The sequence below is a fragment of the Bradyrhizobium sp. DN3 genome (assembly GCF_041357655.1).
In the GTDB taxonomy this organism is placed as follows: domain Bacteria; phylum Pseudomonadota; class Alphaproteobacteria; order Rhizobiales; family Xanthobacteraceae; genus Bradyrhizobium.
Genome location: NZ_JAULLN010000001.1, coordinates 457,756 through 483,275 on the forward strand (window position 1 = coordinate 457,756; position 25,520 = coordinate 483,275).

Here is a 25,520-nt window from a genome sequence, read left to right on the forward strand (position 1 = left end):
AATAAGAGAATGACAATCACGTTACCTGCCGCGGCGCGCGAGCCCGATCACACCACGTCCGATGGCCTGCCGGCCGCGCAGCGGCGCTGGGCCATCGCGGCGATCTTCACCGCGCTGGCGATGGCTTCGCTCGACACCGCGATCGCCAACATCGCCCTGCCTGCGATTGCCGCCGACCTGCATGTCACGCCGGAGCAATCGGTCTGGGTCGTCAACGTCTATCAGATCGCGCTGGTGGCGACGCTGCTGCCGCTCGGGGCGCTCGGCGAGATCGTCGGTCACCAGCGCATCTATCTCGGCGGCCTGATCCTGTTCACCGTAGCCTCGCTGCTCTGCGCGGTGGCGTGGTCGCTGGACAGCCTGCTCGTCGCGCGCACGCTGCAAGGCTTAGGGGCCAGCGGCATCATGAGCGTCAACACGGCGCTGGTGCGCTTCGTCTATCCGGGCCGGATGCTGGGCCGCGGTTTCGGCCACAACGCGCTCGTGGTGGCCACCGCCTTCACCTTCGGACCCTCGATCGCCTCCGCCATCCTCGCGCTCGGCCCGTGGCCGTGGCTGTTCGCCGTCAACATCCCGTTCGGCCTAGTCGCGATCGGCATCGGCTTTGCGATGCTGCCGAAGACACCGCGCGCCGATCACGGCTTTGATTTTCTCGGCGCGATCCTGGCGTCGGCCTGCCTCGGCCTGTTCATCACCGGCATTGGCAACGCCGCCCACAATTTGTCGCCGGTGGCCGTGGGCATCGAGTTGGTCTCGGCCCTCGCCTTCGGCTTCATCCTGACGCGCCGCCACGCCGACCATCCCGCGCCGATGCTGCCGATCGACCTGTTCAGCCGGCCGATGTTCGCACTGTCGGCGGCGACGGCGGTGTGCTCCTTTGCCGTGCAGGGCCTCGCCTTCGTCTCGCTGCCGTTCTACTTCGAGGACGTGCTCGGGCGCTCGCAGGTCGAGACCGGCTTCTTCATGACGCCGTGGCCGCTGGTGGTCGGCATCATGGCGCCGATCGCCGGACGCCTGTCCGACCGCCATGCGGTCGGCCTGCTCGGCGGCATCGGCCTCGTGCTGCTCGGCCTCGGCATGGCGCTGCTCGCGATGCTGCCGACCAATCCCGCCATTGCCGACATCATCTGGCGGATGGTGATCTGCGGCATGGGGTTCGGCTTCTTCCAGGCACCGAACATGAAGGCGGTGATGTCGAGCGCGCCGCCGCATCGCAGCGGCAGCGCCTCCGGCATCGTCGCCACCGCGCGCCTGACCGGCCAGACCACGGGCGCCGCGCTCGCCGCAGCCTGCTTCGCACTCGCGGGCCACGACGGCGCGACATTGGCGCTGGCGCTCGGCGCAGGCTTTGCCGCGCTCGGCAGCGTGATGAGCTTCCTGCGACTGGCGGTGAAGTAAGCTCTCAAGCCAGACGTCAGGCCGCCGTCACGTCGACAGTCGCCGGAGCGACGGTTTCGTTGTCCAGCGCCGCCAGGCGCTCATCGATGGCAGCGATGACCTTGCGCGAAAACGGCCCAAGATGGGCGTAGGCGGCGATCATCTGCACGGCGATGCGCGCCGATGACGTGTCGCGCTTGGCGCAGTTCATGAAGGTCTGCCACAGCGGTCCGCGCGCCTCGGGAAGGGCACTGACCACCTTGTGCACCGTCTCCATCGCGCCGAGCTTGGCGCGGATATCGCCTTCCGCGAGCTCGTGGCGCTGCCGCGAGCGATCGAGCAGCGTCATCAAACGGTCGACGCGTCCTGCATAGGCTGCCGGGCTGTAGATGTGCTCGAGCACCCGCTTGTAGTCCATCAGGATGTCGCGCAGCGGACGTACCGGATCGAAGTTGATCCCGGCCGTGCACTGATCGGCGCCGATGGTCGGCGCCACATCGTGGCCCTGGTGGAGCCGGCCTTCGCGCTCGAGGCGGCGCGTCAACTGCGTGTTCGGCAAGGCATAGAGCAGGCCGACCATGCTGACGGGGATCGCCGCCTCCTCGATGAACTCGATCATGGACTCCGCCATCGAGACCTTCTCATTGTCGAAGCCGACGATGAAACCCGCGGTGACGAGAATGCCGGCAGCGTAGATCTTGTGAATGCTCTCGGCGATGTTGCGCCGTGTGTTCTGCTTCTTCCGCATCGCGACCAGGGTTGCCGGATCCGGACTTTCGATGCCGACGAAGATGCCGAAGAAATTGGCCGCCCCCATCAGCTCCAAGAGTTCCGGATCGTCGGCGAGGTTGACCGAGGCTTCGGTGGAGAATTCGAACGGATAGCCGTGGGCGCGCTGCCATTCGGCGAGTTGGGGCAGGAACAGCCGCAGCGATTTCTTGTTGCCGATGAAATTGTCGTCGACGAAGTCGAGATGGCCGCGGTAGCCCATTTGGTAGAGCGTATCGAGCTCGCGCAGGATCTGCTCGTTCGTCTTGGTCCGTGGGACGCGTCCATAGAGCTCGATGATGTCGCAGAACTCGCAGGTGAACGGACATCCGCGGGAATACTGCACACCGAGATAGAGGTAGTCGTCGAACTTGAGCAGGTCGAAACGCGGCACCGGCGTCTTGGTGACGTCGGCCTGGAACTTCGGCGCGGTGAAGACGCCGGACCGCGCGCCGCTGTCCCAGGCCGCGATGAACTGGTCGATGACGCTCTCGGCCTCGCCGAGCACCCGGAAGTCGGCCCGCTCGTAGATGTGGGGGCTCGAGGTGGGATCGGGACCGCCGACCACCACCGGCTTGCCAGCCGCGCGGCAGAGCTCGATCAGGCGCAGCGTGTCAGCCTGCTGAGGCAGCATTCCGCCGGTGAAGACGACGTCGGCCCAGGCGAGGTCGTCGTCGCTGAGCGGCGCCGTGTTGCAGTCGATCAGCCGGACCGTCCAGCTCTCGGGCAGCATCGCGGCAACGGTGATCAGCCCCAAAGGGGCGGCCGGGCGCTTGACGCCCAACACTTTGCAGGATTCGCCAAAGGTCCAGAAGGACTCCGCCGAGAACAGCGGGTAGAGCATCAGCACGTTGCAGGGACTCGGCACGTTCATGGAACTCCTGTTGGCGGCGGCGCAGTGTATCAAAGCGCCTGCGTCTTGCACCCCGGCAAAAGGGACAAACTGTCGCCGCTGTGCAGCGGCGATCCGGCCCGGAACCGGCGTTCACGGCCGGACGTCGCCTCAAGCCGTGGATTGGCGCCCGCGGAAGAGGCGCCAACCCGAATCGATTGAGAAGGGATGAGGCAAAACAACGCTCCGGTCCATACTTTCAAGCAGGAGGGCCATGCATCCCGGCCATCCCGCGGACTGTTGATTTGAACAGTTCCAGTTTGCCGGACACATTCCGCCGCTGAGTTCAATCGGTGGATTGGGCCAATCAGGGGACTTGCGATGGCAAACCTAACAATCAACGGAAAAACCTTCACACTCGACGTGGAGCCGGATACGCCGCTGCTCTGGGCGATCCGCGAGAATGCCGGCCTGACCGGCACCAAATATGGTTGCGGCATCGCACAATGCGGCGCCTGCACGATTCACATCGATGGCGTGGCGATGCGCTCCTGCGGCGTTTCGGTCAGCGAGGCCGAGGGCAAGAAGATCACAACGATCGAAGGGCTCGCATCCGGAAATTCGCTGCACAAGGTGCAGGAAGCCTGGATCGCCCAGGACGTGCCGCAATGCGGCTATTGCCAAAGCGGCATGATCATGGCGGTCGCGGCGCTCTTGAACGAGAAGCCGAAGCCGACCGACGCCGACATCGACGAGGCCATCACCAACATCTGCCGCTGCGGCACCTTCCAGCAGGTGCGCGAGGCGATCCACACGATCGCAAGCGCGTAAGGAAATCCCACATGAACAAGCATGTTTCGCCGCGGCTCAACCGCCGCGCCTTCGTCATCGGCACGGCCGCGGTCGGTGCCGGTCTCGCAATCGGCTTTGACATTCCTTTCGGCGGCCCCGCCATGGTCCGCGCCGCCGACGGCTCGCCCGAGATCGGAGCCTGGGTCGTGGTCCGGCCCGACGACACCATCGTGATCCGCATCGCCCGCTCCGAGATGGGCCAGGGCTCGCTGACCGGCCTCGCCCAGCTCGTCGCCGAGGAGCTCGAATGCGACTGGACCAAGGTCACGACCGAATATCCGACGCCCGGCCAGAGCGTCGCCCGCAAGCGTGTCTGGGGCGATTTCTCGACCGGCGGCAGCCGCGGCATCCGCTCCTCGCAAGACTATGTCCGCAAGGGCGGCGCCACCGCGCGCGTGATGCTGATCCAGGCCGCCGCCGACGCGTGGAAAGTGCCGGCATCCGAATGTACGGCCGCGAATAGCGTCATCACCCATACGCCCTCGGGCAAGACCACGACCTACGGCAAGGTCGCCGAGGCTGCGGCGAAGCTGACGCCGCCGGCGGACGTCAAGCTGAAGGATCCGAAGGACTGGAAGCTGATCGGCAAGGGCGTGAACCGGCTCGACACCGCCGACAAGACCACCGGCGCCATGACCTACGGCATCGACGTCAAGCTGCCGGGCATGCTGAATGCCGCGATCAAGGACTGCCCGGTGTTCGGCGGCAAGCTGAAGAGTTTTGACGAGGCCAAGATCTCCGGCATGAAGGGCGTCAAGAAGGTCGTCAAGGTCGGGGACACCGCGGTCGCCGTCGTTGCCGACACATGGTGGCACGCCAAGACCGCGCTGGAGGCGCTGCCGATCGTCTGGGATGAGGGCGACAACGCCAAGGTCTCCAGCGAGTCGATTGCGAAATGGCTGACTGAAGGCCTCGACGACGCGCAGCCGGCCTATGTCGGCAACAAGAACGGCGACGCGAAGGCCGCGATCGCCGGTGCCGCCAAGAAGATCGAGGCGGTCTACAGCTATTCCTACCAGAACCACGCCACGATGGAGCCGATGAACGCCACCGCGCTCTACACGGCGGACAAATGCGAGGTCTGGTGCGGCACGCAGAATGGCGAGGCGGCCTTCGCGGCGGTGCTGGAGGCGTCGGGCTTGCCGGCGGAAAAGTGCGACGTGCACAAAGTGATGCTCGGCGGCGGCTTCGGCCGGCGCGGCCAGACCGACTATGTCCGTCAGGCGGTCATGATCGCCAAGCAAATGCCGGGCACACCGATCAAGCTGTTGTGGTCGCGCGAAGAGGACATGGCGCACGGCCGGTATCACCCGATCACCCAGTGCAAGATGACCGGCGCGTTCGACGCCAACAACAATCTGGTCGCGCTGCACTACCGCCTGTCCGGGCAGTCGATCCTGTTCTCGCTGCGCCCCGAAGCGCTGCAGAACGGCATGGATCCGGCGGCATTCCAGGGCGTCGCTCAATCCGGCGAGGCCGCGTTCGGCTATTCGGTGCCGAACCTGTTGATCGAGCATGCGATGCGTAACCCGCACGTTCCGCCCGGCTTCTGGCGCGGCGTCAACGTCAATCACAACGCCATCTACATGGAATGCTTCATGGACGAGCTGGCCCAGGCCGCTGGCCAGGACCCGCTCGAATTCCGCCGCAATCTGATGGGCAATCACCCCAAACACCTCGCGGTGCTCGATGCCGTGGCCGAGAAGATCGGCTGGACCACGCCGGCGCCGCAGGGCGTGTATCGTGGCATCGCGCAGGTCATGGGCTATGGCAGCTACGTCGCCGGCGCCGCCGAAATCTCGGTGACCGACGGCAGCAAGATCAAGGTGCATCGCATCGTCGCCTCCACCGATCCCGGCTATATTGTCAATCCGGCGCAGGTGGAGCGGCAGATCGCGGGCTCCTTCGTCTATGGCCTCTCGGCGCTGTTCTACGGCGGCTGCACAGTCAAGGATGGCAAGATCGAGCAAACCAACTTCGACACCTACAACTCGATGCGCATCAACGAGATGCCGAAAGTGGAGACGGTGATGGTGCCGAGCGGCGGGTTCTGGGGCGGCGTCGGCGAGCCGACCATCGGCGTCGCGGCGCCCGCGGTGCTCAACGCCTACTTCGCGGCGACGGGCAAGCGCATCCGCTCGGTGCCACTGCGCGACCAGAACATCACCTTCGCCTAAGAGAGCGCTGCGGCTGCCACAACGGCAGCCGCGGCATTTTTCCGGACAAGTCTCATGAATGCGCCGGTGACACGGCGGAATGCCGTCCTCGGCATCACCGCCGCGGCCACATCGCTCGCCGCACCTTCGATCCTGCGCGCGCAATCGGCGGGCCGCATTGTCGTGGTCGGCGGCGGCTTTGGCGGCGCGGCCTGCGCCCGCGCACTCAAGCGCGCTGACGCGAAATTGCAGATGACCCTGATCGAGCCGAACAAGACCTTCATCTCCTGTCCCCTCAGCAACGAGGTGATCGCGGGCCTGCGCGATATGGAAGCGCAGCAGTTCGGTTACGACAAGCTCGCCGCCGAGGGCATCAGCGTCGTCGCTCAGGCTGCGACGACCATCGACACGCAAAAGCGCAGCGTGACGGCCGCCGACGGCGAAGCGTTTGGTTATGACCGTCTCGTGCTCTCGCCCGGCATTGACTTCCATGTCGAAGCTCTGCCCGGCTACGACGACGCTGCGTCGGAAAAGATGCCCCACGCCTGGAAAGCTGGTCCGCAGACACTGCTGCTGCGCAGGCAATTGGAGGCGATGGCGGACGGTGGCACGGTCGCGATTGCGATCCCGGCCAATCCCTCGCGTTGCCCGCCGGCACCTTACGAGCGCGCCAGCCTGATCGCGCATTATCTCAAGACCACGAAGCCACGCTCGAAAGTCCTGATCCTCGATGCCAAGGACGCCTTCTCCCAGCAGCGGCTATTCGAGAGAGCTTGGAAAGAGCTCTACGGCGACATGATCGAGCGGGTCGCGCTGTCGCAAGGCGGCCGCGTCACCTCGGTCGATCCCGCGACCGGGACCATCGTTACCGAGTTTGGCAACTACACCCCGGACGTTGCCAACGTCATTCCACCGCAGCGCGCCGGGCGCATTGCCGAGATCGCGGGCGCTGCGGATGCCACCGGCTGGTGCCCGATTGATCCCGTCACTTTCGAATCGAAGCTCGTCAAGGACATCCACGTCATCGGCGACGCCTGCCTTGGCGGCGGCATTCCCAAATCGGCTTCCGCTGCAAGCGCGCAAGGCAAGGCTTGCGCCGCCGCGATCATCGCTTTGCTCGCGGGCCGCACGCCGGAAGCGCCGCGACTGACAGGCGTCTGCTACACCACCGTCGCACCCGGCTACGGCTTTTCGCTTGCCGGCAACTACCAGCCGAAAGGCGACATCTTCGCCGAGGTCGAAGGCGGCGCGACCAGCCCGGTCGATGCCCCGCGCGAGCTGCGCGTCCGGGAGGCGGCCGAGGCGGAGCACTGGTTTCAAACCATCACGGCGGACACCTTTGGCTAACGCATCCGTCCATATCGCAGCGCTGATCATCGCAAGCCTCGCCTGCGCTGCGAATGCGGATGAGCTCGTCCCCTACACGATCGTTGGCGATGGCATTCCTCAATCGCTCACGGGCTCGCCGGGCGATGCCGCGCGCGGACGCGCGCTGGTGCTGGCGCGCACGACGACTTGCATCCTCTGCCACTCCGGTCCCTTCCCGGAAACGCGTTTCCAAGGTGATCTTGCGCCCGATCTCACCGGCGCCGGGAACCGGTGGACGGCGAGCCAGTTACGGCTTCGGCTGGTCGATGCGTCGCGCTTCAACGCGGAGACCATCATGCCCTCGTATTATCGCAAGGATGACCTCGTGCGTGTTGGACGCAGTTTCGCCGGCAAGCCGATATTATCGGCTGCGGAGATCGAGGACATCGTGGCCTTTCTTGCAACGCTTCGGGACTAGGACTGATCATGCCAACCACGCGACGCCAATTCTTGAGCCTTGCCGGCAGCGTGACGGTCGCCGGCGCGATCCCGATCGTCACGCTGCGACCGGTCGAGGCGACGCCGGCGATGCTCACCACCGCGATCCGCAACATCGTCGGTGAAGCGCAGATTCGCACCGGCAGGGTGAAGCTCGACATTCCGCCGCTGGTCGAAAACGGCAACACGGTGCCGATGACGGTCAGCGTCGCGAGCCCGATGACCGCGGACGATTACGTCAAGAGCATCCACGTCTTCAACGAGAAGAACCCGCAGCCGAACATCGGCAATTTCCATCTCGGCCCCGCCTCCGGCCGGGCCCAGGTCTCGACCCGGATCCGGCTCGCCGACAGCCAGAAGGTGGTGGCGATCGCGCGCCTGTCCGACGACAGCTTCTGGCAGGTCGCCGCCGACGTCGTCGTGACGCTGGCCGCCTGCACCGAGGAGATGAACTGATGGCCGCCCTCATCAATGTTCCCTCGAAGGCCAAGCGCGGCGAGATCATCGAGATCCGCACGCTGACCTCGCACATCATGGAGACCGGCTTCCGCCACACTTCGGACGGCAAGCTGGTGCCGCGCGACATCATCACGAGCTTCAGCTGTCGCTACAACGGCGCCGAGATCTTTCGCGCCGATCTGTTTCCGGCGATCGCCGCGAATCCATATTTGTCCTTTTTCACGGTCGCCGAGGAGAGCGGCAAGTTCGAGTTCGAATGGATCGGCGACAACGGCTATTCGTCCACCGCATCGGCATCGATCATCGTCGAATGAAGTCTTGGCGCGCGATAGTGGTGGCGGCGCTGACCGCCACGGCCCCTGCCCTCCTCGCAGGTGAAATCCCGCCCGAGGCGCGCCGCTCCGGCTATTCCTTCATGGGACCCGACACGCGCGCGATGCAGGATGATGATACGTCCAATCCGGGCATGCTGTTCGTGCTCGACGGTCAGGCACTGTGGGGAAAGAAGACCGGCAGTGCGGAGAAGTCCTGCGCAGATTGCCATGGCGATGCACATAGCAGCATGAAAGGCGTCGCGGCGCGCTATCCCGCCTTCGACAAGGCGCTCGGCCGTCCCGTCACGCTCGACCAGCGCATCAACCTCTGCCGCGGCAATCACCAGCAGGCGACGCCGCTGCCCTATGAGGGCCGCGACCTGCTGGCGTTGTCCGCTTTCGTCGCCCATCAGTCGCGCGGCGTTGCGATCACCGCTGGCGACGATCCACAGGTAAAACCCTTCATCGAACAGGGTCGCGACCTATTCATGCAGCGCGAGGGCCAGCTCAACCTCGCCTGCGCCAATTGCCATGACGACAATTTCGACAAACGTCTTGCCGGCGCGCCGATCACGCAGGGACAGCCGACCGGCTATCCGCTGTATCGGCTGGAATGGCAGACGCTGGGTTCGCTGGAGCGACGGCTGCGCAGCTGCATGACTGGCGTGCGCGCCCAAGCCTATGATTACGGTTCGCCCGAGCTGGTCGCGCTCGAACTCTATCTGATGTCGCGGGCGCGCGGCCTGCCGATCGAGACGCCAGCGGTGCGGCCGTAGGCTATAACGGCCTGGACTGGCCGTCGTCTAAGCCGTCAAAGCCTTCATCGCCTCCAGGACTGCGGCCGAGCTAGCCACCCAGCCGAAGATACCGCCCTGGGCCTTGATCATCTTCAGGCCCATCTCGTGAAACTCGGGAAAGTAGGATGCGCAGCCGTCGGAGATGACGACGCAGCGATAGCCACGGTCATTGGCCTCGCGCACGGTGGTGTTGACGCAGACTTCCGTGGTGACGCCGCACACCAGCAAATTCTCGATGCCGTATTTTTCCAAGACGTTGCCGAGCTCGGTGGCGTAGAACGCGCCCTTGCCCGGCTTGTCGATCACGATCTCGCTGTCGAGCGGATAGAGCTCAGGAATGATGTCGTGGCCGGCCTCGCCGCGGATGAGGATGCGGCCCATCGGGCCGAGATCGCCGATGCGCAAGGACGGCGCACCGCGCTCGACCTTCGCCGGCGGCGCGTCGGAGAGGTCAGGCAGATGGCCCTCCCGGGTGTGGATCACCAGCATGCCGGTGTCGCGCGCGGCCTTCAGCACCGCGCCGATCGGCTTCACCGCGCGCCCGAGCTGGCTGACGTCATTGCCCAGCGTCTCGCCGAAGCCGCCTGGCTCGAGAAAATCGCGCTGCATGTCGATGATGAGAAGCGCGGTGGCGGGCCAGTCGAGCCTGATCGGCTCGGGCTCGGCGCTGATGACGCTCCCTGTCGGCTTGGTTGAGTTCAGCATGATGCCAATCCTTGCGAGAACACCCTTTGCTGGAACTTCTGCAAGCGCCGTGCCACCGCTCGGCCCCTACCGCCCCGTCCCGTACAGCCGCCGATACTCGTCCTCATACGGCGCATACGACTCCTTCAGCGTCGCCATGTTCAGCAGCATGGTGGCGACCAGCGCATTCGCCTTGTCGAACACGCGCGTCTTGGCCCAGGCGCTTTCGGTGCGACGGCTGCCGGAGAGCGCGACCACCTCGCGCTCCACTTCGTAATCCTCGTCGACGAAGAGCGGCCCCTGCACCAGCCTGATCTCCTGATCGGCGAACAGGCCGACCGCCGGTCCCTTGGCCGGCAGCGGATCGTCCTTGGAGCGGTACTGGAACAGCACGCTCAGCATCTCTATCGGGATGATGGGCTTGCTCCACGGATTGTCGGCGCCGGAATAATACGGCGAGTTTTCGGTAATCACGGCGAGCTTTTGCCGGAGCGAGAACGGATAGAGGTCGCCCATGGTCTGGTCGAAGGCCATATGCACCGTTTGCCGCCTGCTCGTCTGCGCCACCTTCACGTCACGCAGGATCACGGGATCGGTGAGCGGCTTGAGCTCGGCAAGGCGCGCCTCGAGCGCGGTCGCTGCGTGCGGCTCGCCGACCGAGGCTGTGCCGCGCAGCACCTCGGTGCCATCGCGCTTGACCATCTGGATCTGGCATTGGCGGGTAGCAGGCAGCGGCTTCGACAGGATCGCCTGCACCTCCTCACCCTCGTAGCAGACGCTGCGGTAATGCGCGGAGAGGCACCCCGTTTCGAACCAGGCGCGTCCCCACAGCCGTTCGCCGAGCGGTGCGAACTGACTGAAATGCGTCGGCCCCTCGATGGTGCCGCCCTTGAAGCCGAGCTTCTGCGCGGTGGCGTCGTCATGAATCGAGGCGTGCGCGTCGTAAGTTTGCGCTTGCAGCATCTGGCGCGGCCGGCGCCACGGCCCGATCAGGACCTCGGCCGTCTCAGTGATCTCGGTGTCGAATGCGTTTGCAGCCATGGTGTTCTCCACAAGCAGCCATGACTAGCAGGAGCGCCACGGATGCGGCCAGCGATATTGACTTCGCCGACGCATGCTTTTGACTGTCACAATTCGCGTCGCGCCGCCGCAATCCTTCCCGCAGCGCAAACCCCACGCCCAACGAGAGCCGAGGACTTCCGAAATGACGCTGATGCAGGTCGAGCTGGACGATAAATACCGGCTCGAATCGAAGCGGATCTTCCTGTCCGGCACCCAGGCCCTGGTCCGCTTGCCGATGTTGCAGCGCGAACGCGACCGGCTTCAGGGGCTCAACACCGGCGGCTTCATCTCGGGCTATCGCGGTTCCCCGCTCGGCATGTACGACCATGCGCTGTGGCGGGCGAAATCACACCTTCAGCAGCACGACATCGCCTTCGTTCCGGGACTCAACGAAGACTTGGCCGCGACCGCGGTCTGGGGCAGTCAGCAGGTCGGCCTGTTCCCCGGCGCCAAGGTCGATGGCGTGTTCGGCATCTGGTACGGCAAGGGGCCGGGCGTCGATCGCTCGGTCGATGCGCTCAAGCACGCCAACGCGGCCGGCACCTCGCTCAATGGCGGTGTGCTGGCGCTGGCCGGCGACGACCACGGCTGTCAGTCCTCGACGCTGGCGCATCAGAGCGAGCAGGTGTTCGCCGCGGCGCTGATCCCCGTGATCAATCCCGCCACGCTCCAGGATTATCTCGACCTCGGTCTTTATGGCTTTGCGCTGTCGCGCTTCTCCGGCTGCTGGGTCGGCTTCAAGGCGATCAGCGAGACCGTCGAGAGCTCGGCATCGATCTATAGTGATCCCGAGCGCATCCAGATCAGGCTGCCCGATGATTTCGAGATGCCGCCCGGCGGCCTCAACATCCGCTGGCCGGATCCGCCGCTGGACGCCGAGAGGCGCCTGTTCGGGCCGAAGATGGAAGCGGTGCAGGCCTTCGCCCGCGCCAACCAACTCGACCGTATCGTGCTCGATTCCAAGCCCGCGCGGCTCGGCATCATCGCCACCGGGAAGGCCTATCTCGACCTGCGCCAGGCGCTCGCCGACTTGGGGATCACCGACAAGGACGCGCAGGACCTCGGCCTGCGCATCTACAAGGTCGCGATGACCTGGCCGCTGGAGGAAAGCGGCGCGAAGCGTTTCGCAGAAGGCCTTCAGGACGTCCTCGTGGTCGAGGAGAAGCGCGGCTTCATCGAAGACCAGCTGATGCGCATCCTCTACAACATCGATGCGTCCAGGCGCCCGACCGTCACGGGCAAGCGCGACGAGCGCGGCGCACCGCTGCTGCCGAGCGAGGGCGAGCTGACGCCGACCATCGTCGCCTCTGCGCTGGTGGCGCGCTTACGTAAGCTCGGCCATCACAGCCCGGTGCTGGAGCAACGCCTGGCGCGGCTCGAGGCGTTCGACAACCCTGTCACCACCAACACGCCAATCAAGCTCGCGCGCACGCCGTTCTTCTGCTCGGGCTGCCCGCACAACTCCTCGACGCGCGTGCCCGAAGGAAGCCGCGCCATGGCCGGCATCGGCTGCCACGGCATGGCCCTGAGCATGCCGACCCGCCGCACCGATCTGATCTCGCATATGGGCGCCGAAGGTGTGAACTGGATCGGGCAATCGCCCTTCACCACCGAGAAGCACATCTTCCAGAACCTCGGCGACGGCACCTACACCCATTCCGGCCTTCTCGCCCTCCGTGCCGCCTCGGCCGCCGGCATCAACATCACCTACAAGATCCTCTACAATGATGCCGTCGCCATGACTGGCGGCCAGCCGGCCGAAGGCAGCTTCAACGTCGCGCAGATCGCGCATCAGGTCTGGGCCGAAGGCGTCAAGCGGCTCGCAATCGTTTCGGACGATCCGAGCAAATATCCGCAAGAAAATTACTTCCCGCACGACGCGACCATCCACCACCGCCGCGAGCTCGACGCCGTGCAGCGCGAGCTGCGCGACATCAAGGGTCTCACGGTCATCATCTACGACCAAACCTGCGCCGCCGAAAAACGCCGCCGCCGCAAGCGCGGGCTCTATCCCGATCCCGCCAAACGCGCCTTCATCAACGAGCTCGTCTGCGAAGGCTGCGGCGATTGCTCTCAGGCCTCCAACTGCGTCTCGGTACAACCGCTGGAGACCGAGTTCGGCCGCAAGCGTCAGATCGACCAGTCGAACTGCAACAAGGACTTTTCCTGCGTCGAAGGCTTTTGCCCGAGTTTTGTCACCGTGCATGGCGGCAGCCTGAAGCGCATGAAGAGGTCAGCGGTCGATTCCGGCCAGCTGTTCGCCGACCTGCCGCTACCGCCGGCGCGCGAGCTGGACAGTCCCTACAACATCCTCGTTACGGGCATCGGTGGCACCGGCGTCATCACCATCGGCGCCCTGCTTGGCATGGCCGCTCATGTCGATGGTCGCGGCTGCTCGGCGCTCGACTTCACCGGCCTGTCGCAGAAAAACGGCGCCGTGATGAGCCATGTCCGCATCGCGCCGAATCCGGAAGACATCTCCGCCGTCCGCATCACCACCGGCGGCGCCGACGTCATTCTCGGCTGCGACATGATCGTCTCGGCCGGTCCCACTGCGCTGAGCCGCGCCGAGCGCGGCGTGACCAGGGCCTACATCAACGCCGACCTGCAGCCGACCGCGAGCTTCGTGCAAAACCCCGATCTCGATTTCGAGATGGGCGCGATGCAAACCGTGCTGCGCGACGCGATCGGCGACAAGAACCTCGACATCATCGACGCGACAGGCATTGCCGCCGCGCTGATGGGCGATAGCATCGCCACCAACCCCTTCATGCTCGGCTTCGCCTTCCAGAAGGGCGCGATCCCGCTGTCGCTGGAAGCCCTGCTCCGCGCCATAGAGATCAACGGCGCCGCAATCGAGATGAACAAGCTCGCTTTCACCTGGGGCCGTCTCGCCGCCCACGACATGTCGCGGGTGCGCAGCGTGCTCCAGTTCAAGAACAGAGCGGCCGCGCCGACGAAGTCACTCGACGATGTCATTGCGACCCGCGCCGAGTTCCTGACTGGCTATCAGGACAAGGCCTATGCCGAGCGCTACCTCGCAGCTGTCGCCAAGGTGCGCAAGGCGGAGAGCGCGGCCTCGCCGCGCTCCACGGAACTGACGCAGGCCGTCGCAAAGAACCTGTTCAAGCTGATGTCCTATAAGGACGAGTATGAGGTGGCGCGGCTCTACACCGACGGCAGCTTTGCCAAGAAGGTGTCGGAAAAATTCGACGGCGACTTCACGCTGAAGTACCACCTGGCACCGCCAATCTTTGCGAAGCGCGACAAGGCGACGGGCCGGCTCCAGAAGCAGGAGTTCGGCGGCTGGATGATCCACGCCTTCCGCGTTCTCGCGAGGCTCAAATTCCTGCGGGGCACCGCGTTCGATCCGTTCGGCCGTACCGAGGAGCGCAAGACAGAGCGCAAGCTGATCGAGGATTATCTCGGCATGATCAATCAGCGGATTGCGAGACTGAAGGCCGAGCAGATCCCGCTGCTGGCACAGCTTGCGCGCGTGCCGGAGACGATCCGCGGCTTCGGTCACGTCAAGGAAGCCAACATCAAGCAGGCGGCGGCCGAGACGGCGCGGCTGGAAGCGGAGCTGGAGAACAGCCGCTTTGCGGCGGCTGCGGAGTGACGGGAAGCGCGAGCTGTCTCCACACGTCATTGCGCGGAGCTCGCGACAAAACTGCGTAGCAATTTTGCGCTGATGCGACGAAGCAATCCAGGACTGTCCCCGCGGAAAGACTCTGGATTGCTTCGCTGCGCTCGCAATGACGAGATTGTCGGACGCGCTCGCCACACACTCGGTGTCATCGCCCGGCTTGACCGGGCGATCCAGTACTCCGAGACAGTTGTGATTAAGCCGATAGGCCGCGGCCTACTGGATGCCCCGCTTTCGCGGAGCATGACAGCGGGTGGGGATGGCTAGACCGACGTCGTGGCAACGCTTGATGCGACCGACGCCACATGCCCCTCCGCCAAATGCCGCCCGCGATGTACCCGAATGTCAGCGCTGGCCCCAGCGTGATGCCCGGGCCCGGACAGTTGCCGTTCATGATCGAGGCCATGTCGTTGCCGCAGGCATAGAGGCCGGCGATCGGCGTGCCATCCGCGCGCAGCACGCGGGCCTGCGCATCGACCTTCACGCCGATCGCGGTTCCGAGATCGGTTGGATGGATGCGCATCGCGAAGAATGGCGCGCGGATAATTGGCGCGACGCAAGGATTAGGCTTGTGAGCGGCATCGCCGAGATGACGCTGGTAGATGGTGCTGCCGCGGCCGAATTCGGGATCGCGGCCCTCTTTCGCACCGGCATTGTAGGCCGCGATCGTCGCCGCGAGCGTGGACGGCTTGATGTCGATCTTCGCCGCGAGCTGCGCAACGTCAGGCGCCTCGATCAACTCGCCGCTCGCCACATAGCGCCGATAATTGCGCGTGAACGGCTTGATACGGCCGAGACCGTAGCTCCACAGGAACTGGCGGTCGCAGATGAGGTAAAACGGCCGGTCCGGCTCGCCATTGCTGTCGCGCAACATGGCGAGCACGAATTCGTGGTAGGACAGCGCCTCGTTGACGAAGCGCCGGCCTGCGGCATTGACGGCGATCACACCGGGCTTGGCGCGATCGGTCACCGTGTGCGGGAAGACGCCACGGCTGCCGTCGGCACGGCGGAACAGCGAGGCCGGCACCCAATAGGCCGGGCTGGTCGCGACCGTATTGAGCGCGGCACCGGCCGTAGCCGCAAGCCGAAGCCCGTCGCCTGTCCCTGATGGGTTGGTGGCCGAGACAAAACCAGCAGCGGTCGGGAAGAACCGTTTGCGCAAGCGCGCATCGTGCGAGAAGCCGCCGGTCGCGAGCACCACGCCGCGACGCGCCGCGATCAGGCGGTCGCGGGCGCCGTGTCGGATCACCACACCAGCCACGCGATCGCCTTGCATCGACAAGTCCTCGACATCGGCGCTGAAGAGAATTTCGACCTGCCGTGCCAGAAGCGAGGCATACAGCCGCGCGGCGAGCGCATTGCCGAGATACAAGGTGGTGCCGCGCGGCGCGCGCAAGCGCTGCCACGCATACGCTGAAACCAACCGCGCTGTGCGTAACGTCGATCGCAGTGATTTTCCGACCCGGCGCAGATGAGAAATGTCGAGACCGTTGACCATCATCCCGCCGAACAGCGTGAATTCCGGCAGCGGCGGCCGCAGGCGCGCAAAGCTCTTGCCCAGCCGCGTGCCGTCGAACGCCACCGGCTCCAGCACGCGCCCGCCGGACGTCGCACCCAGCCGCTCCGGATAATAGTCCGGATAGGCTTTCACCGGCTGGAGCCGCAATTCGGTGTTGGCTTCGAGATAGCCGATAGCTTCCGGTCCGCGCGCGAGGAAGGCGGCGCGCAGGCCGGCATTGGCAGGCTCGGGCACCGTACTCGACAGATACTGCACGGCGTCCGCGACGCTGTCGGACAGTCCCGCCTCTTTCATCTTGGGATTGGCGGGCATCCAGATCATGCCGTCGGACCACGCCGTGGTGCCGCCGACGAAGGCGGTCTTCTCGATCACCAGCACCCGCAGCCCTTCGGCGGCCGCAACAGCCGCCGCCGTCGTGCCGCCGGCACCGGCGCCGATGACAACGACATCGTAGGTCTCATGCGCCGGCATCATGCGGCAAGGTTCCGGGAGCGAGGCATGACCCCGTCATACCTCGCTCACCGGCCCGCAGCTAGCGCGCCTTCTTGCGCTCGACCGGGTCGATGTCGATCGCCCGCAGGCGTCCGAGCCGCAATACGTCCATGGCCAGCCGCCGGCCGATGCGGTCGCGGTCGAGCACGCGGATCAGGTCGTCGACGCCGTTGATCTCGACACCGTCGAGCCTGACGACGACATCGCCGGGCAACAGGCCCGCTTTCGCGGCCGGGCCGTCCGGCTCGATCTGCATCAAGAGCGCGCCCATCTTGTTCTCGACACCGGCCAGCACGGCATGCCGCCGCGGGACCGGCGCGGTTTGCCCGGCAACGCCGATATAGGCGCGGCGGACGTAACCGTGGCGGATGATCTCCGACAGCACGAATTGCGCGGTGTTGCTGGCGACCGCAAAGCAGATACCTTGCGCACCGTTGATGATGGCGGTGTTGATGCCGATCACCTCGGCATTCGAGGACACCAGCGGGCCGCCGGAATTGCCCGGATTGAGCGCGGCATCGGTCTGGATCACGTCCTCGATGGTGCGCCCGCTGACCGAGCGGATCGAGCGGCCGAGCGCCGAGACCACGCCGGCGGTCACGGTCGATTCGAAGCCGAGCGGATTGCCGATCGCGATCACGAGCTGACCGCGCCGCAGGTTCTTGGAATTGCCCAGCGCGGCATAAGGAAGGTGGCGCACGCCATTGGCACGCAGCAGCGCAAGGTCGGTGTCGGGATCGACGCCGAGCACCTGGGCATCGCCGACATGGCCCTCGACGTCGCGCAGCCGGATCTCCTTGGAGGAACCGACCACATGGCTGTTGGTGAGGACGAGTCCGTCCGGCGAGATCACGATGCCCGAGCCGAGCCCGCCGCGCTCGCGGCCGTTTGGCACTTTTGGCCCGGTCTCGACCCGCACGACCGCAGGGCCGACGCGATCGGTCACGTCGATCACGGCATTGGAATAGGCGTCCAGCAAGGCCCGGTCATCGACCGGGGCAGACGCCGTCGTTCGCGATGACGATGCGTCACCGGCGATATCTGAGGTGAAGTCCAACATGGCAAGAGTCCTTGAGGCTCACACAAATGGTGGCCTGTTCCCTCCAGCGCAAGTGGCCCAACCGGGGCGCAGGGCTGGGCTGCTAGGGTGCCCGCCTCAGCGAGCCGCCTCTTGCCTTGACCGGATCGAGCAGCGACCAGTCCCCATCCGGGAGCACATGGCCTTTGGGGAACGGCGCGCGCAACTCGAGCCCGAGCGAGCCCAGCACGCAGTCGTCGCGGTAGTAGCATTGCAGCACGACGCGGACGAGCGTTGCGGCGGCGACGCCGCCGTGCTTGCGAAACTCCTGCGCCACCGCATCGCGCTTGGCAGCATCGAGCTCGGCGAGCGGCGCTCCGGCGAGCCGCGCCAGATGATCCAGCGCCGCCGCCACCAATTTGGTGTCGCGGCCGAGGGTTGCCAGCATGTCGGCCTGGATTGCGGAGTCGTCGGCGCCGGGAACACGATATTCCTCGCTCGCGGGAATGATCATCGCGGCGATGGTGCGCAGGTCCTGGCGCTGCCGAGGCGTGAGGGTGGGTTGATCAATCATTGGGTCCTCGCGTCGGAACGTTGCGGCTAAGGTGACGGTGCGCTCCCTCCCCCGCTTGCGGGGGAGGGTTGGGGAGAGGGTGCATCCACAGAGGGACTCCCCAAGAGGAAAGAGCCCTCACCCGCCGCGCTCTTTCGAGCGCGCCGACCTCTCCCGCAAGCGGGAGAGGTGCAGCGAGTCCGCGGCGAGCTGAGTGCAATCATCATCTCTAGTCGAACAAATTGGCGAGGCGCTGCTTCATCTGATCGGCGATGTAGAGCGCGAGGGCCTGGATGGTGGACGTCGGGTTCACCCCACCCGAGGTCACGAAGATGCTGCCGTCGACGATGAACAGGTTCTTCACGTCGTGCGAGCGGCCCCATTCGTTGACGACTGAGCGTTCGGGATCGGTGCCCATCCGCGCGGTGCCGAGCAGGTGCCAGCCGCCCCACGGAATCGGCGAGTTGATGCAGATGTCGGTCGCCCCCGCCGTTTCGAGAACCTCGCGGCCGCGGGCGAGCGCATGCTCCATCATCTTCCGGCTGTTCTCGCTGATCGTATAGTCGATCTTCGGCGCCGGAATGCCGTGACTGTCCTTCAGCACAGGATCGAGCGTGACGCGGTTGTGCTGTTCCGGCAGGTCCTCGCAGATCGCGGAGAAACCCAGCCGATGGCCATTGAGCTTGCGAAACACGCGGTGATGATCGGCGCCCCAGGGCAAAATTCCCTTCTGCTCGCTGACGACGGCCTCGAACACCGGCCCTGCCCCGCGTACGAACTGCACACCGTAGCCGCGCACGAAACCGCGCGACAGGTCCGTGTCATACCACTGTTTGCTCCACAGGCAGGTCGGCGGCGCGCGGTTGGAATCCGTCGGCTCCTTCACATAGCCGTAGATCTGCGCATAGGGATGGAACATCAGGTTCTTGCCGACGAGGCCGGACGAATTGGCAAGTCCGTTCGGAAAGCGCCCCGAGGCCGAGTTCAGCAGCAGTCGCGGCGTGCCGACGCCGTTGCAGGCGATGATGACGACGTGGGCGGGCTGAAACTGCTCGACACCATCCTTGTCGTAGTAGACTACGCCCGAAGCCATGCCGTTCTCGTCGGTGGTGATCTCGCGCACCCGGCAATGGGTGCGCAGCTCGACCCCGGCGCGGATCGCATGCGGCCAATAGGTGATGTCGGTGGAAGACTTTGCGCCTTGCGCGCAGGCCGGCGTGCAATGGCCGAGATTGATGCAGCGCGCCCGCCCCTCGTAATCCATGGTCGCGACCGTCGTGTCCGACGGCCACCAGTGCCAGCCGCGCTCGTTCATGGCCTTGGCGATGATGGCGCCGGATAATCCGAGCGGCTGTTGCGGCATCGGCGGATGCGTCAGCGGCGAAAGCGGATCGCCTGACAGGCCCGACGTACCCATCATCCGGTCGTTCTCCTCGAAGAACGGGGCCAGCGCGTCGTAGTCGATCGGCCAATCGTCGGCGACGCCGTCGAGCGTCTTCACCTTGAAATCGGAGGGATGCAGCCGCGGCCAGTGCGCAGTGTACATCACCGTCGAGCCGCCGACCGCGTTGTAGTTGACGACCTTGATCGGCGAATTGTCGTCATTGATCGGGTAGTCCTCGGGCCGGCCGCGAACGTTGGGGCTCGACGACCATTCGCCGTAGAACTTGGCCTCCCAGTCCCGCCCGGTGCTGGGATATTCCGCCGGGTTCATCCAGCCGCCCTGCTCCAGGCAGAGAGTGTGCATCTTGGTCTCGGCCAGCGACCACGCCACCGCCGCGCCGGAAGCGCCGGCGCCGATGATCAGGACGTCCACGGGGTCTTTCATTGCAACCTTGTCCTCCCCCTCGCCGCTTCCGGGCGATTCGGCCTCTGCAGTCCGCAAGGCCCGCGAACGATAGGATCAGAGCAATGGCTGAGTAAAGCCGCGAGGCCGGAATGTCGCACTTCGCAGGGCGCAGACCATTGGTATCGCCACATCCGGATGCTAGGAACAGGACGCACGAGCTATCGATAGCGAGATCGTATGTCCTTCCGAAATTTCTTTGCCCCCGCCCGCGCTTTTGCGCTCGTTTCATTCTTTGCCCTGTCCGGATTTCTGGCCTCATCCGGGCCAGTCTCCGCGCTGACTGCCGCCGCGACGGTCCGCGACGGCAACTCGATCCAGCTCGGCGACGTCACCTACCGGCTCGACGGCGTCGACGCGCCCGAGCTGGACCAGGTCTGCATCGACGATCACGCCGATTCCTGGACCTGCGGCATCGAGGCTCGTGACCAACTGACGAAGCTGATCGGCAAACGGACGGTGCGCTGCGACGATGTCGGGCCGGAGAAAAGTTTCGGCAAGCGGCACCGCGCCATCTGCACGGCCGAGGGCGACAAGGCCAGCTTGAACGAGCAGCTGATCAAGCTCGGCTTTGCCCTCGCGCGCGAGCCGATCAAGGCCAACGTCAAGCCCGCGGCCACCGAGGCCAAGACGGCGGCGGTCGGGATCTGGAAAGGCTGCTTTGTTGCACCGCAAGATTTTCGTAGCGGCAAGAAGGACGGCGCTCTCCTCGGCGCCGCGTGCCGCCCAGACCGCGACAAGGAAATCCGCGCCGTGCTGTTCCCGGAAGAGCTGACGATGCCGCCGAGTTGCAGCATCAAGGGCAAGCTCGCGGTGCGCGCACGAGTCACCGGCAATATCGGCATCTATCATTTGCGGGGCTGCCCGAGCTATCCGGCGACCACCAAGCCCGACCGCTGGTTCTGCTCGGAGGATGACGCGCAGGCCGCCGGCTTCCGCAGGGCCTACAATTGCCGTCGGCCGAAGTGAAAAATTCCTTCACACATCCGTGAGTAGTAGTCCGAGACCGTATTGATCCGGAATTGAACTCGATCGGGGGTTGCGTCATTTATATGGGTACGCAAGCGCCTTGCGCGAGCGTTTCCTTGGCAGCAATCCGACTTCGGTCCGATTGCCTTGCTCGGGCGTTTCCTCCCTAGACTTGGGCCGCTTGTCATCACAAGCGGCTCTTCTCTTTTGGAGCGACGCCAAAGCAAGATGAGCCTTGGTTGAATCGATGCGAGCTCCGGGTTCACCTCTCCCGCAGGGAGAGGTCGGATCGCATCGAAAGATGCGATCCGGGTGAGGGGATCAGGCCTCACTGAATACCGCGGCCCCTCACCCGGATTGCTGCGCAATCCGACCTCTCCCCGCTGGGGAGAGGTGACCCCCGGCAACCGGTCGAGCCAAATTCAGTAAGGCGATAGCGCCCTAACCGCGCGTCTGCATGATCTGGTCCATCGGCGGCATGTTGGCGTTCAGATGCGCCATGATCCAGACCGTGCCGCCGACCACGAGGAAGACGATCAGAAGGCCGAAGGCAAGAGCCAGCACGTTGTTGGTGTTGTCGGGGCCGGTGGTGATGTGCAGGAAGAACACGAGATGCACGCCCATCTGCGCGATCGCAAGCACGATCAGCGCAACGGGGATGGACGGCTGCCAGACCAGATCCGTGCCGGCGATGAAGAACGACGTCGCCGTGAGCAGCAGCGCCAAGACAAGACCGACGACGTAACCGAGGATGCGGACGCCGACACTGTGTTGCTCTTCCTCGCCGGGCGCGAGATCGTGTTTGACCAACTCATGCGTCTGATCGCTCATGGCGCACTCCCAAGCAGGTAGACCACGGAAAACACGGCGACCCAGATGATGTCGAGCGCGTGCCAGAACAGCGCAAAGCACATCATCCGCCGCAATATGTCGGCACGAAAGCCCTTGGCGAACACCTGGGCTATCATGGTGAGCAGCCACAACACGCCGGCCGAGACGTGGAGGCCATGGCATCCGACCAGCGAGAAGAACGCGGTCAGGAACGCGCTGCGCGAGGGGCCATAGCCACGGGCGACGAGGTTGGCGAATTCGCGGAACTCGATGGTGAGGAATATGAGGCCGAGCACACAGGTCACGGCCATGCCGAGATAGAACCAGAACCGGTTGCGCACGTCGGCGGCAATGCTGGCCATGCCGCAGGTGAAGCTCGACAGCAACAGGCAGACCGTCTCGATCGCGACGTTCTTCTGCTCGAAGATCTCCGAGCCTTTGGGGCCGCCGGCGGTCTGGCCGGCCAGCACGGCATAGGCCGCAAAGAAACAGGAGAACATCACGATGTCGGAGAGCAGGAAGATCCAGAAGCCGTAGGCGGTCACGATCCGCTTCGGCGCGGGTCCGGTATGCTCGATGACGACACCGATGTGATGGGGATCGGCATGGGCGTGGCCAGCGGTCGCGGTCATCGACATCAGACTACCCCCGCCATGCTGACGAGCCTGCGCCGTTCCTCCAGATTGACGCGATCGATGCGAGCGACCTGATCGGCCGGGATGACGTATTCGTCATGATCGCGCCAGGCGAACACGACGAAGGTCGCGAAGGCACCGAGGCCGCCCAAAATCACCATCCACCAGATGTGCCAGATCAGCGCAAAGCCCATGATGGTGGCGAAGAACGCGCAGACGAAGCCGGTCGGCGAATTCCGGGGCATCTCGATGTCCTGATATTCCGGCTCTTCGTGCTCGAGCAGTTGCCGCTTGGCATGGGCCTTCATCTCCCAATAGGCGTCCTCGCCACGCACATCCGGATTGAAAGCGAAATTGAACACCGGCGGCGGCGACGAGGTCGCCCATTCCAGCGAGCGGCCGTCCCAGGGATCGCCGGTGCGGTCGCGCAGGGCCTCGCGGTCGCGGATGCTGACGACGAGTTGCATGATCTGGCAGATCACGCCGATCGTCAGCACCGCCATGCCGACCGCCGCCACCAGCATCCAGGGCCGCCAGGCCGCTACGTCATAATGCTGCATGCGCCGCGTCATGCCGAGCATGCCGGCGACATAGAGCGGCATGAAGGTGATGAAGAAGCCGAGGAAGGTGAACCAGAACGCAGCCTTGCCCCAGCGTTCGTCGAGACGGAAACCGAACGCCTTCGGAAACCAATATTCGAAGCCAGCAAAAGCGCCGAACAGCACGCCGCCGATGATGACGTTGTGGAAGTGCGCTACCAGGAACATGCTGTTGTGAAGCATGAAATCGGCCGGGGGCACCGCGAGCAGGACGCCCGTCAATCCGCCGACGATGAATGTCACCATGAAGCCGACCGCCCACAGCATCGGCGTCGCAAAGCGAATGCGGCCGCCGTACATCGTGAACAGCCAATTGTAGATCTTGACCCCCGTCGGCACCGCAATGATCATGCTGGCGATGCCGAAGATGGCGTTGACGTCGGGCCCCGCTCCCATCGTGAAGAAATGATGCAGCCACACCATGAAGGAGATGACGCAGATCGCCATGGTGGCCAGCACCATCGAGCGATAGCCGAACAGTGCCTTTCCGGAGAAGGTCGAGACCACCTCGGAGAAGATGCCGAAGGCCGGCAGCACCAGGATGTAGACCTCGGGATGGCCCCAGGCCCAGATCAAATTCATGAACATCATGACGTTGCCGCCCGCCTCGTTGGTGAAGAAGTGGAAGCCGAGGTAGCGGTCGAGCAGCAGCATCGCCAGCGTAGCGGTGAGGATCGGGAACGCCGCGACAATGAGGAGATTCGAGGCCAGCGTGGTCCAGCAGAACATCGGCATGCGCAGATAATTCATGCCTCTAGTGCGCAGCTTCAGCACCGTGGTGACGAGATTGATGCCGGCGACCAGCGTGCCGACGCCGGAGATTTGCAGCGACCAGGCGTAGTAGTCGACGCCGACGCCGGGCGAGTAGGACAATTCCGAGAGCGGTGGAAAGGCGAGCCAGCCGGTGCGCGCGAATTCGCCGACCACGAGCGAGATATTGACCAGCAGCGCGCCGGTCGCGGTCAGCCAGAAGCCGACCGAATTGAGCGTCGGGAACGCGACATCGCGCACGCCGAGTTGGAGCGGCACGATCAGGTTCATCAGCCCGATCACGAACGGCATCGCCACGAAGAAGATCATGATGGTGCCGTGCGCGGAAAAGATCTGGTTGTAGTGCTCCGGCGGCAGATAGCCCTGCGACTGGTAGGCGACGGCCTGCTGGATTCGCATCATGATGGCGTCGCTGCCGCCGCGCAGCAGCATTACCGAGGCCAGCAGCACATACATGACGCCGATGCGCTTGTGGTCGACGCTGGTGATCCATTCGCGCCAGAGATAGGGCAGATGACCCTTGATCACGACCCAGGCCAGCACGCCCAGGATTGCGACCAGCACCACAGCGCCCGCAACGAGCGGAATCGGCTGATCGAACGGAATGGCGGACCAGTCGAGCTTACCGAGCATCGTGGCCTCCACTGTGCGACCGGCCCGCTTCGGATGCGAGCTCCGGTCCAGGACCCGGCGGGATGTGCTGGGTCGCGATCAGGTCGAACAGGCGCGGATCGTCGAGCCGATAGGTCGGCCGCCCCGTCTCGACGCCTTGCTGCATCAGCTTTGTGTAACTGTCCGCATTCAGCACGGCGTCCGTCTTCGCCGTGGTCGCCACCCACTCCGGAAAGGCGAGCGGCGAGATCACGTTGACGTCGAACATCATGTCGGGGAAGCCGTCGCCGGAGAAATGCGCCGACAGGCCCTGCAGCTTGCCCTCGTTGTCGGCGCGCAGGTTCAGCTTCGTCACCATGCCGTTCATGGTGTAGATCATGCTGCCGAGCTGCGGGATGAAGAACGTGTTCATCACGCTCGACGACGTCAGCTGGAAATTCAGCTCGGCGCCGGCCGGTACGGTCAGCGTATTGACCGTGGCGATGCGCTGATCCGGATAGATGAACAGCCATTTCCAGTCGAGCGAGACGGCCTGGATCCGCACCGGGCTGCCGGTGCCCGGCACGGGCGCTGCGGGATCGAGCTGGTGCGAGCCGATCCAGGCGACGCCGCCGAGCAGGATGACGGTGAGCGCTGGGATCGCCCACACCACCATCTCGACGCGGCCGGAATAGACGAAGTCGGGCTGGAAACGCGCTTTCGGATTGGACGCGCGAAACCAGAATGCGAAGCCGAGGATCGCGACGATGGTCGGTACCACGATCACGAGCATGATGAAGACGGAATCGATCAGGATGGTGCTGTTGGCCGCAGCCACAGGCCCTTGCGGATCGAGCAGATTCATCGGCAAGCCACTGGCGGTTGGGAAGCCCCGGGACAGAGCCTAGCGCGGGAAAGGCTCCGCAACAAACGCGATTGCCTG

Annotated in this window: 20 protein-coding genes and 1 pseudogene; 10 read left to right on the forward strand and 11 right to left on the reverse strand. The window is 64.8% G+C overall.

The window, feature by feature from the left end:
• Positions 1–9 precede the first annotated feature (9 nt).
• Positions 10–1,398 (forward strand): MFS transporter, encoded by a 1,389-nt coding sequence (locus AAE027_RS02020; protein WP_370985020.1) that lies wholly within the window; start codon positions 10–12, stop codon positions 1,396–1,398.
• A 16-nt stretch (positions 1,399–1,414) separates the two neighbouring features.
• On the opposite strand, the gene AAE027_RS02025 is transcribed toward AAE027_RS02020, so the two are convergent.
• Positions 1,415–3,019, reverse strand: coding sequence for a B12-binding domain-containing radical SAM protein (locus tag AAE027_RS02025; protein WP_370985019.1), 1,605 nt, complete (start codon positions 3,017–3,019; stop codon positions 1,415–1,417).
• Between the two features lie 339 nt (positions 3,020–3,358).
• On the opposite strand from AAE027_RS02025, the gene AAE027_RS02030 reads away from it, so the two are divergent.
• The 7 genes from AAE027_RS02030 to soxA are packed head-to-tail and all read left to right on the forward strand — an operon-like array spanning position 3,359 to position 9,340.
• Entirely contained in the window at positions 3,359–3,808 is a 450-nt protein-coding gene (locus tag AAE027_RS02030; protein ID WP_128935233.1) for a (2Fe-2S)-binding protein, read from the forward strand.
• A gap of 11 nt (positions 3,809–3,819) precedes the next feature.
• Complete coding sequence (locus AAE027_RS02035; protein WP_370985018.1) at positions 3,820–6,006, forward strand: xanthine dehydrogenase family protein molybdopterin-binding subunit; 2,187 nt, start codon at positions 3,820–3,822, stop codon at positions 6,004–6,006.
• A 54-nt stretch (positions 6,007–6,060) separates the two neighbouring features.
• Positions 6,061–7,332, forward strand: coding sequence for an FCSD flavin-binding domain-containing protein (locus AAE027_RS02040; RefSeq protein ID WP_370985017.1), 1,272 nt, complete (start codon positions 6,061–6,063; stop codon positions 7,330–7,332).
• Entirely contained in the window at positions 7,325–7,771 is a 447-nt protein-coding gene (gene soxX / locus AAE027_RS02045) for a sulfur oxidation c-type cytochrome SoxX (protein WP_370985016.1), read from the forward strand. Before AAE027_RS02040 ends, soxX begins: the two co-directional genes overlap by 8 nt.
• Positions 7,772–7,779: 8 nt before the next feature.
• A complete protein-coding gene (locus tag AAE027_RS02050; RefSeq protein WP_370985015.1) occupies positions 7,780–8,247 on the forward strand; it encodes a SoxY-related AACIE arm protein in 468 nt (155 codons plus the stop codon).
• Positions 8,247–8,564 (forward strand): thiosulfate oxidation carrier complex protein SoxZ, encoded by a 318-nt coding sequence (gene soxZ, locus AAE027_RS02055; RefSeq protein WP_370985014.1) that lies wholly within the window; start codon positions 8,247–8,249, stop codon positions 8,562–8,564. Before AAE027_RS02050 ends, soxZ begins: the two co-directional genes overlap by 1 nt.
• Positions 8,561–9,340: a sulfur oxidation c-type cytochrome SoxA gene (soxA, locus tag AAE027_RS02060; RefSeq protein ID WP_370985013.1), complete on the forward strand. Its 780-nt coding sequence runs from the start codon at positions 8,561–8,563 to the stop codon at positions 9,338–9,340. Before soxZ ends, soxA begins: the two co-directional genes overlap by 4 nt.
• Before the next feature lie 27 nt (positions 9,341–9,367).
• Here soxA and AAE027_RS02065 read toward each other — a convergent pair whose 3' ends face one another.
• Together AAE027_RS02065 and AAE027_RS02070 are read right to left on the reverse strand one after the other, a co-directional pair.
• Positions 9,368–10,066, reverse strand: coding sequence for a cysteine hydrolase family protein (locus AAE027_RS02065; RefSeq protein WP_370985012.1), 699 nt, complete (start codon positions 10,064–10,066; stop codon positions 9,368–9,370).
• A 66-nt stretch (positions 10,067–10,132) separates the two neighbouring features.
• Positions 10,133–11,086: a hypothetical protein gene (locus AAE027_RS02070; protein WP_370985011.1), complete on the reverse strand. Its 954-nt coding sequence runs from the start codon at positions 11,084–11,086 to the stop codon at positions 10,133–10,135.
• A gap of 163 nt (positions 11,087–11,249) precedes the next feature.
• Between AAE027_RS02070 and AAE027_RS02075 the strand changes: the two genes are divergently transcribed.
• Positions 11,250–14,726, forward strand: a complete 3,477-nt coding sequence (locus AAE027_RS02075; RefSeq protein WP_370985010.1) for an indolepyruvate ferredoxin oxidoreductase family protein — start codon at positions 11,250–11,252, stop codon at positions 14,724–14,726.
• A 290-nt stretch (positions 14,727–15,016) separates the two neighbouring features.
• Here AAE027_RS02075 and AAE027_RS02080 read toward each other — a convergent pair.
• The 4 genes and pseudogenes from AAE027_RS02080 to AAE027_RS02095 all read right to left on the reverse strand — a co-directional run bounded on the left by AAE027_RS02080 (position 15,017) and on the right by AAE027_RS02095 (position 20,163).
• Positions 15,017–16,746: pseudogene (locus AAE027_RS02080) on the reverse strand (FAD-dependent oxidoreductase).
• Positions 16,747–16,804: 58 nt separating this feature from the next.
• Positions 16,805–17,824, reverse strand: coding sequence for a S1C family serine protease (locus AAE027_RS02085; protein WP_370985009.1), 1,020 nt, complete (start codon positions 17,822–17,824; stop codon positions 16,805–16,807).
• Positions 17,825–17,906: 82 nt separating this feature from the next.
• On the reverse strand, positions 17,907–18,356 hold the full coding sequence (locus AAE027_RS02090; protein WP_370985008.1) for a hypothetical protein: 450 nt from the start codon (positions 18,354–18,356) through the stop codon (positions 17,907–17,909).
• A 208-nt stretch (positions 18,357–18,564) separates the two neighbouring features.
• Positions 18,565–20,163 (reverse strand): GMC family oxidoreductase, encoded by a 1,599-nt coding sequence (locus AAE027_RS02095; protein WP_370985007.1) that lies wholly within the window; start codon positions 20,161–20,163, stop codon positions 18,565–18,567.
• Between the two features lie 198 nt (positions 20,164–20,361).
• Between AAE027_RS02095 and AAE027_RS02100 the strand changes: the two genes are divergently transcribed.
• Positions 20,362–21,150 carry a thermonuclease family protein gene (locus AAE027_RS02100; protein WP_091893733.1) on the forward strand — a complete coding sequence of 263 codons (789 nt, stop codon included), beginning with the start codon at positions 20,362–20,364 and terminating at the stop codon, positions 21,148–21,150.
• 441 nt (positions 21,151–21,591) lie between these two features.
• Here AAE027_RS02100 and cyoD read toward each other — a convergent pair whose 3' ends face one another.
• Genes cyoD through AAE027_RS02120 form a run of 4 tightly spaced genes read right to left on the reverse strand, consistent with a single transcriptional unit; the run spans position 21,592 to position 25,442 of the window.
• Positions 21,592–21,981 carry a cytochrome o ubiquinol oxidase subunit IV gene (cyoD, locus tag AAE027_RS02105; protein ID WP_370985006.1) on the reverse strand — a complete coding sequence of 130 codons (390 nt, stop codon included), beginning with the start codon at positions 21,979–21,981 and terminating at the stop codon, positions 21,592–21,594.
• Positions 21,978–22,619 (reverse strand): cytochrome (ubi)quinol oxidase subunit III, encoded by a 642-nt coding sequence (locus AAE027_RS02110; RefSeq protein ID WP_130216440.1) that lies wholly within the window; start codon positions 22,617–22,619, stop codon positions 21,978–21,980. The genes cyoD and AAE027_RS02110 overlap by 4 nt, the downstream gene beginning before the upstream one ends.
• A complete protein-coding gene (cyoB, locus tag AAE027_RS02115; RefSeq protein WP_370985005.1) occupies positions 22,619–24,619 on the reverse strand; it encodes a cytochrome o ubiquinol oxidase subunit I in 2,001 nt (666 codons plus the stop codon). Before cyoB ends, AAE027_RS02110 begins: the two co-directional genes overlap by 1 nt.
• Positions 24,609–25,442, reverse strand: a complete 834-nt coding sequence (locus AAE027_RS02120; protein WP_370985004.1) for a cytochrome ubiquinol oxidase subunit II family protein — start codon at positions 25,440–25,442, stop codon at positions 24,609–24,611. Before AAE027_RS02120 ends, cyoB begins: the two co-directional genes overlap by 11 nt.
• Positions 25,443–25,520: the final 78 nt, after the last annotated feature.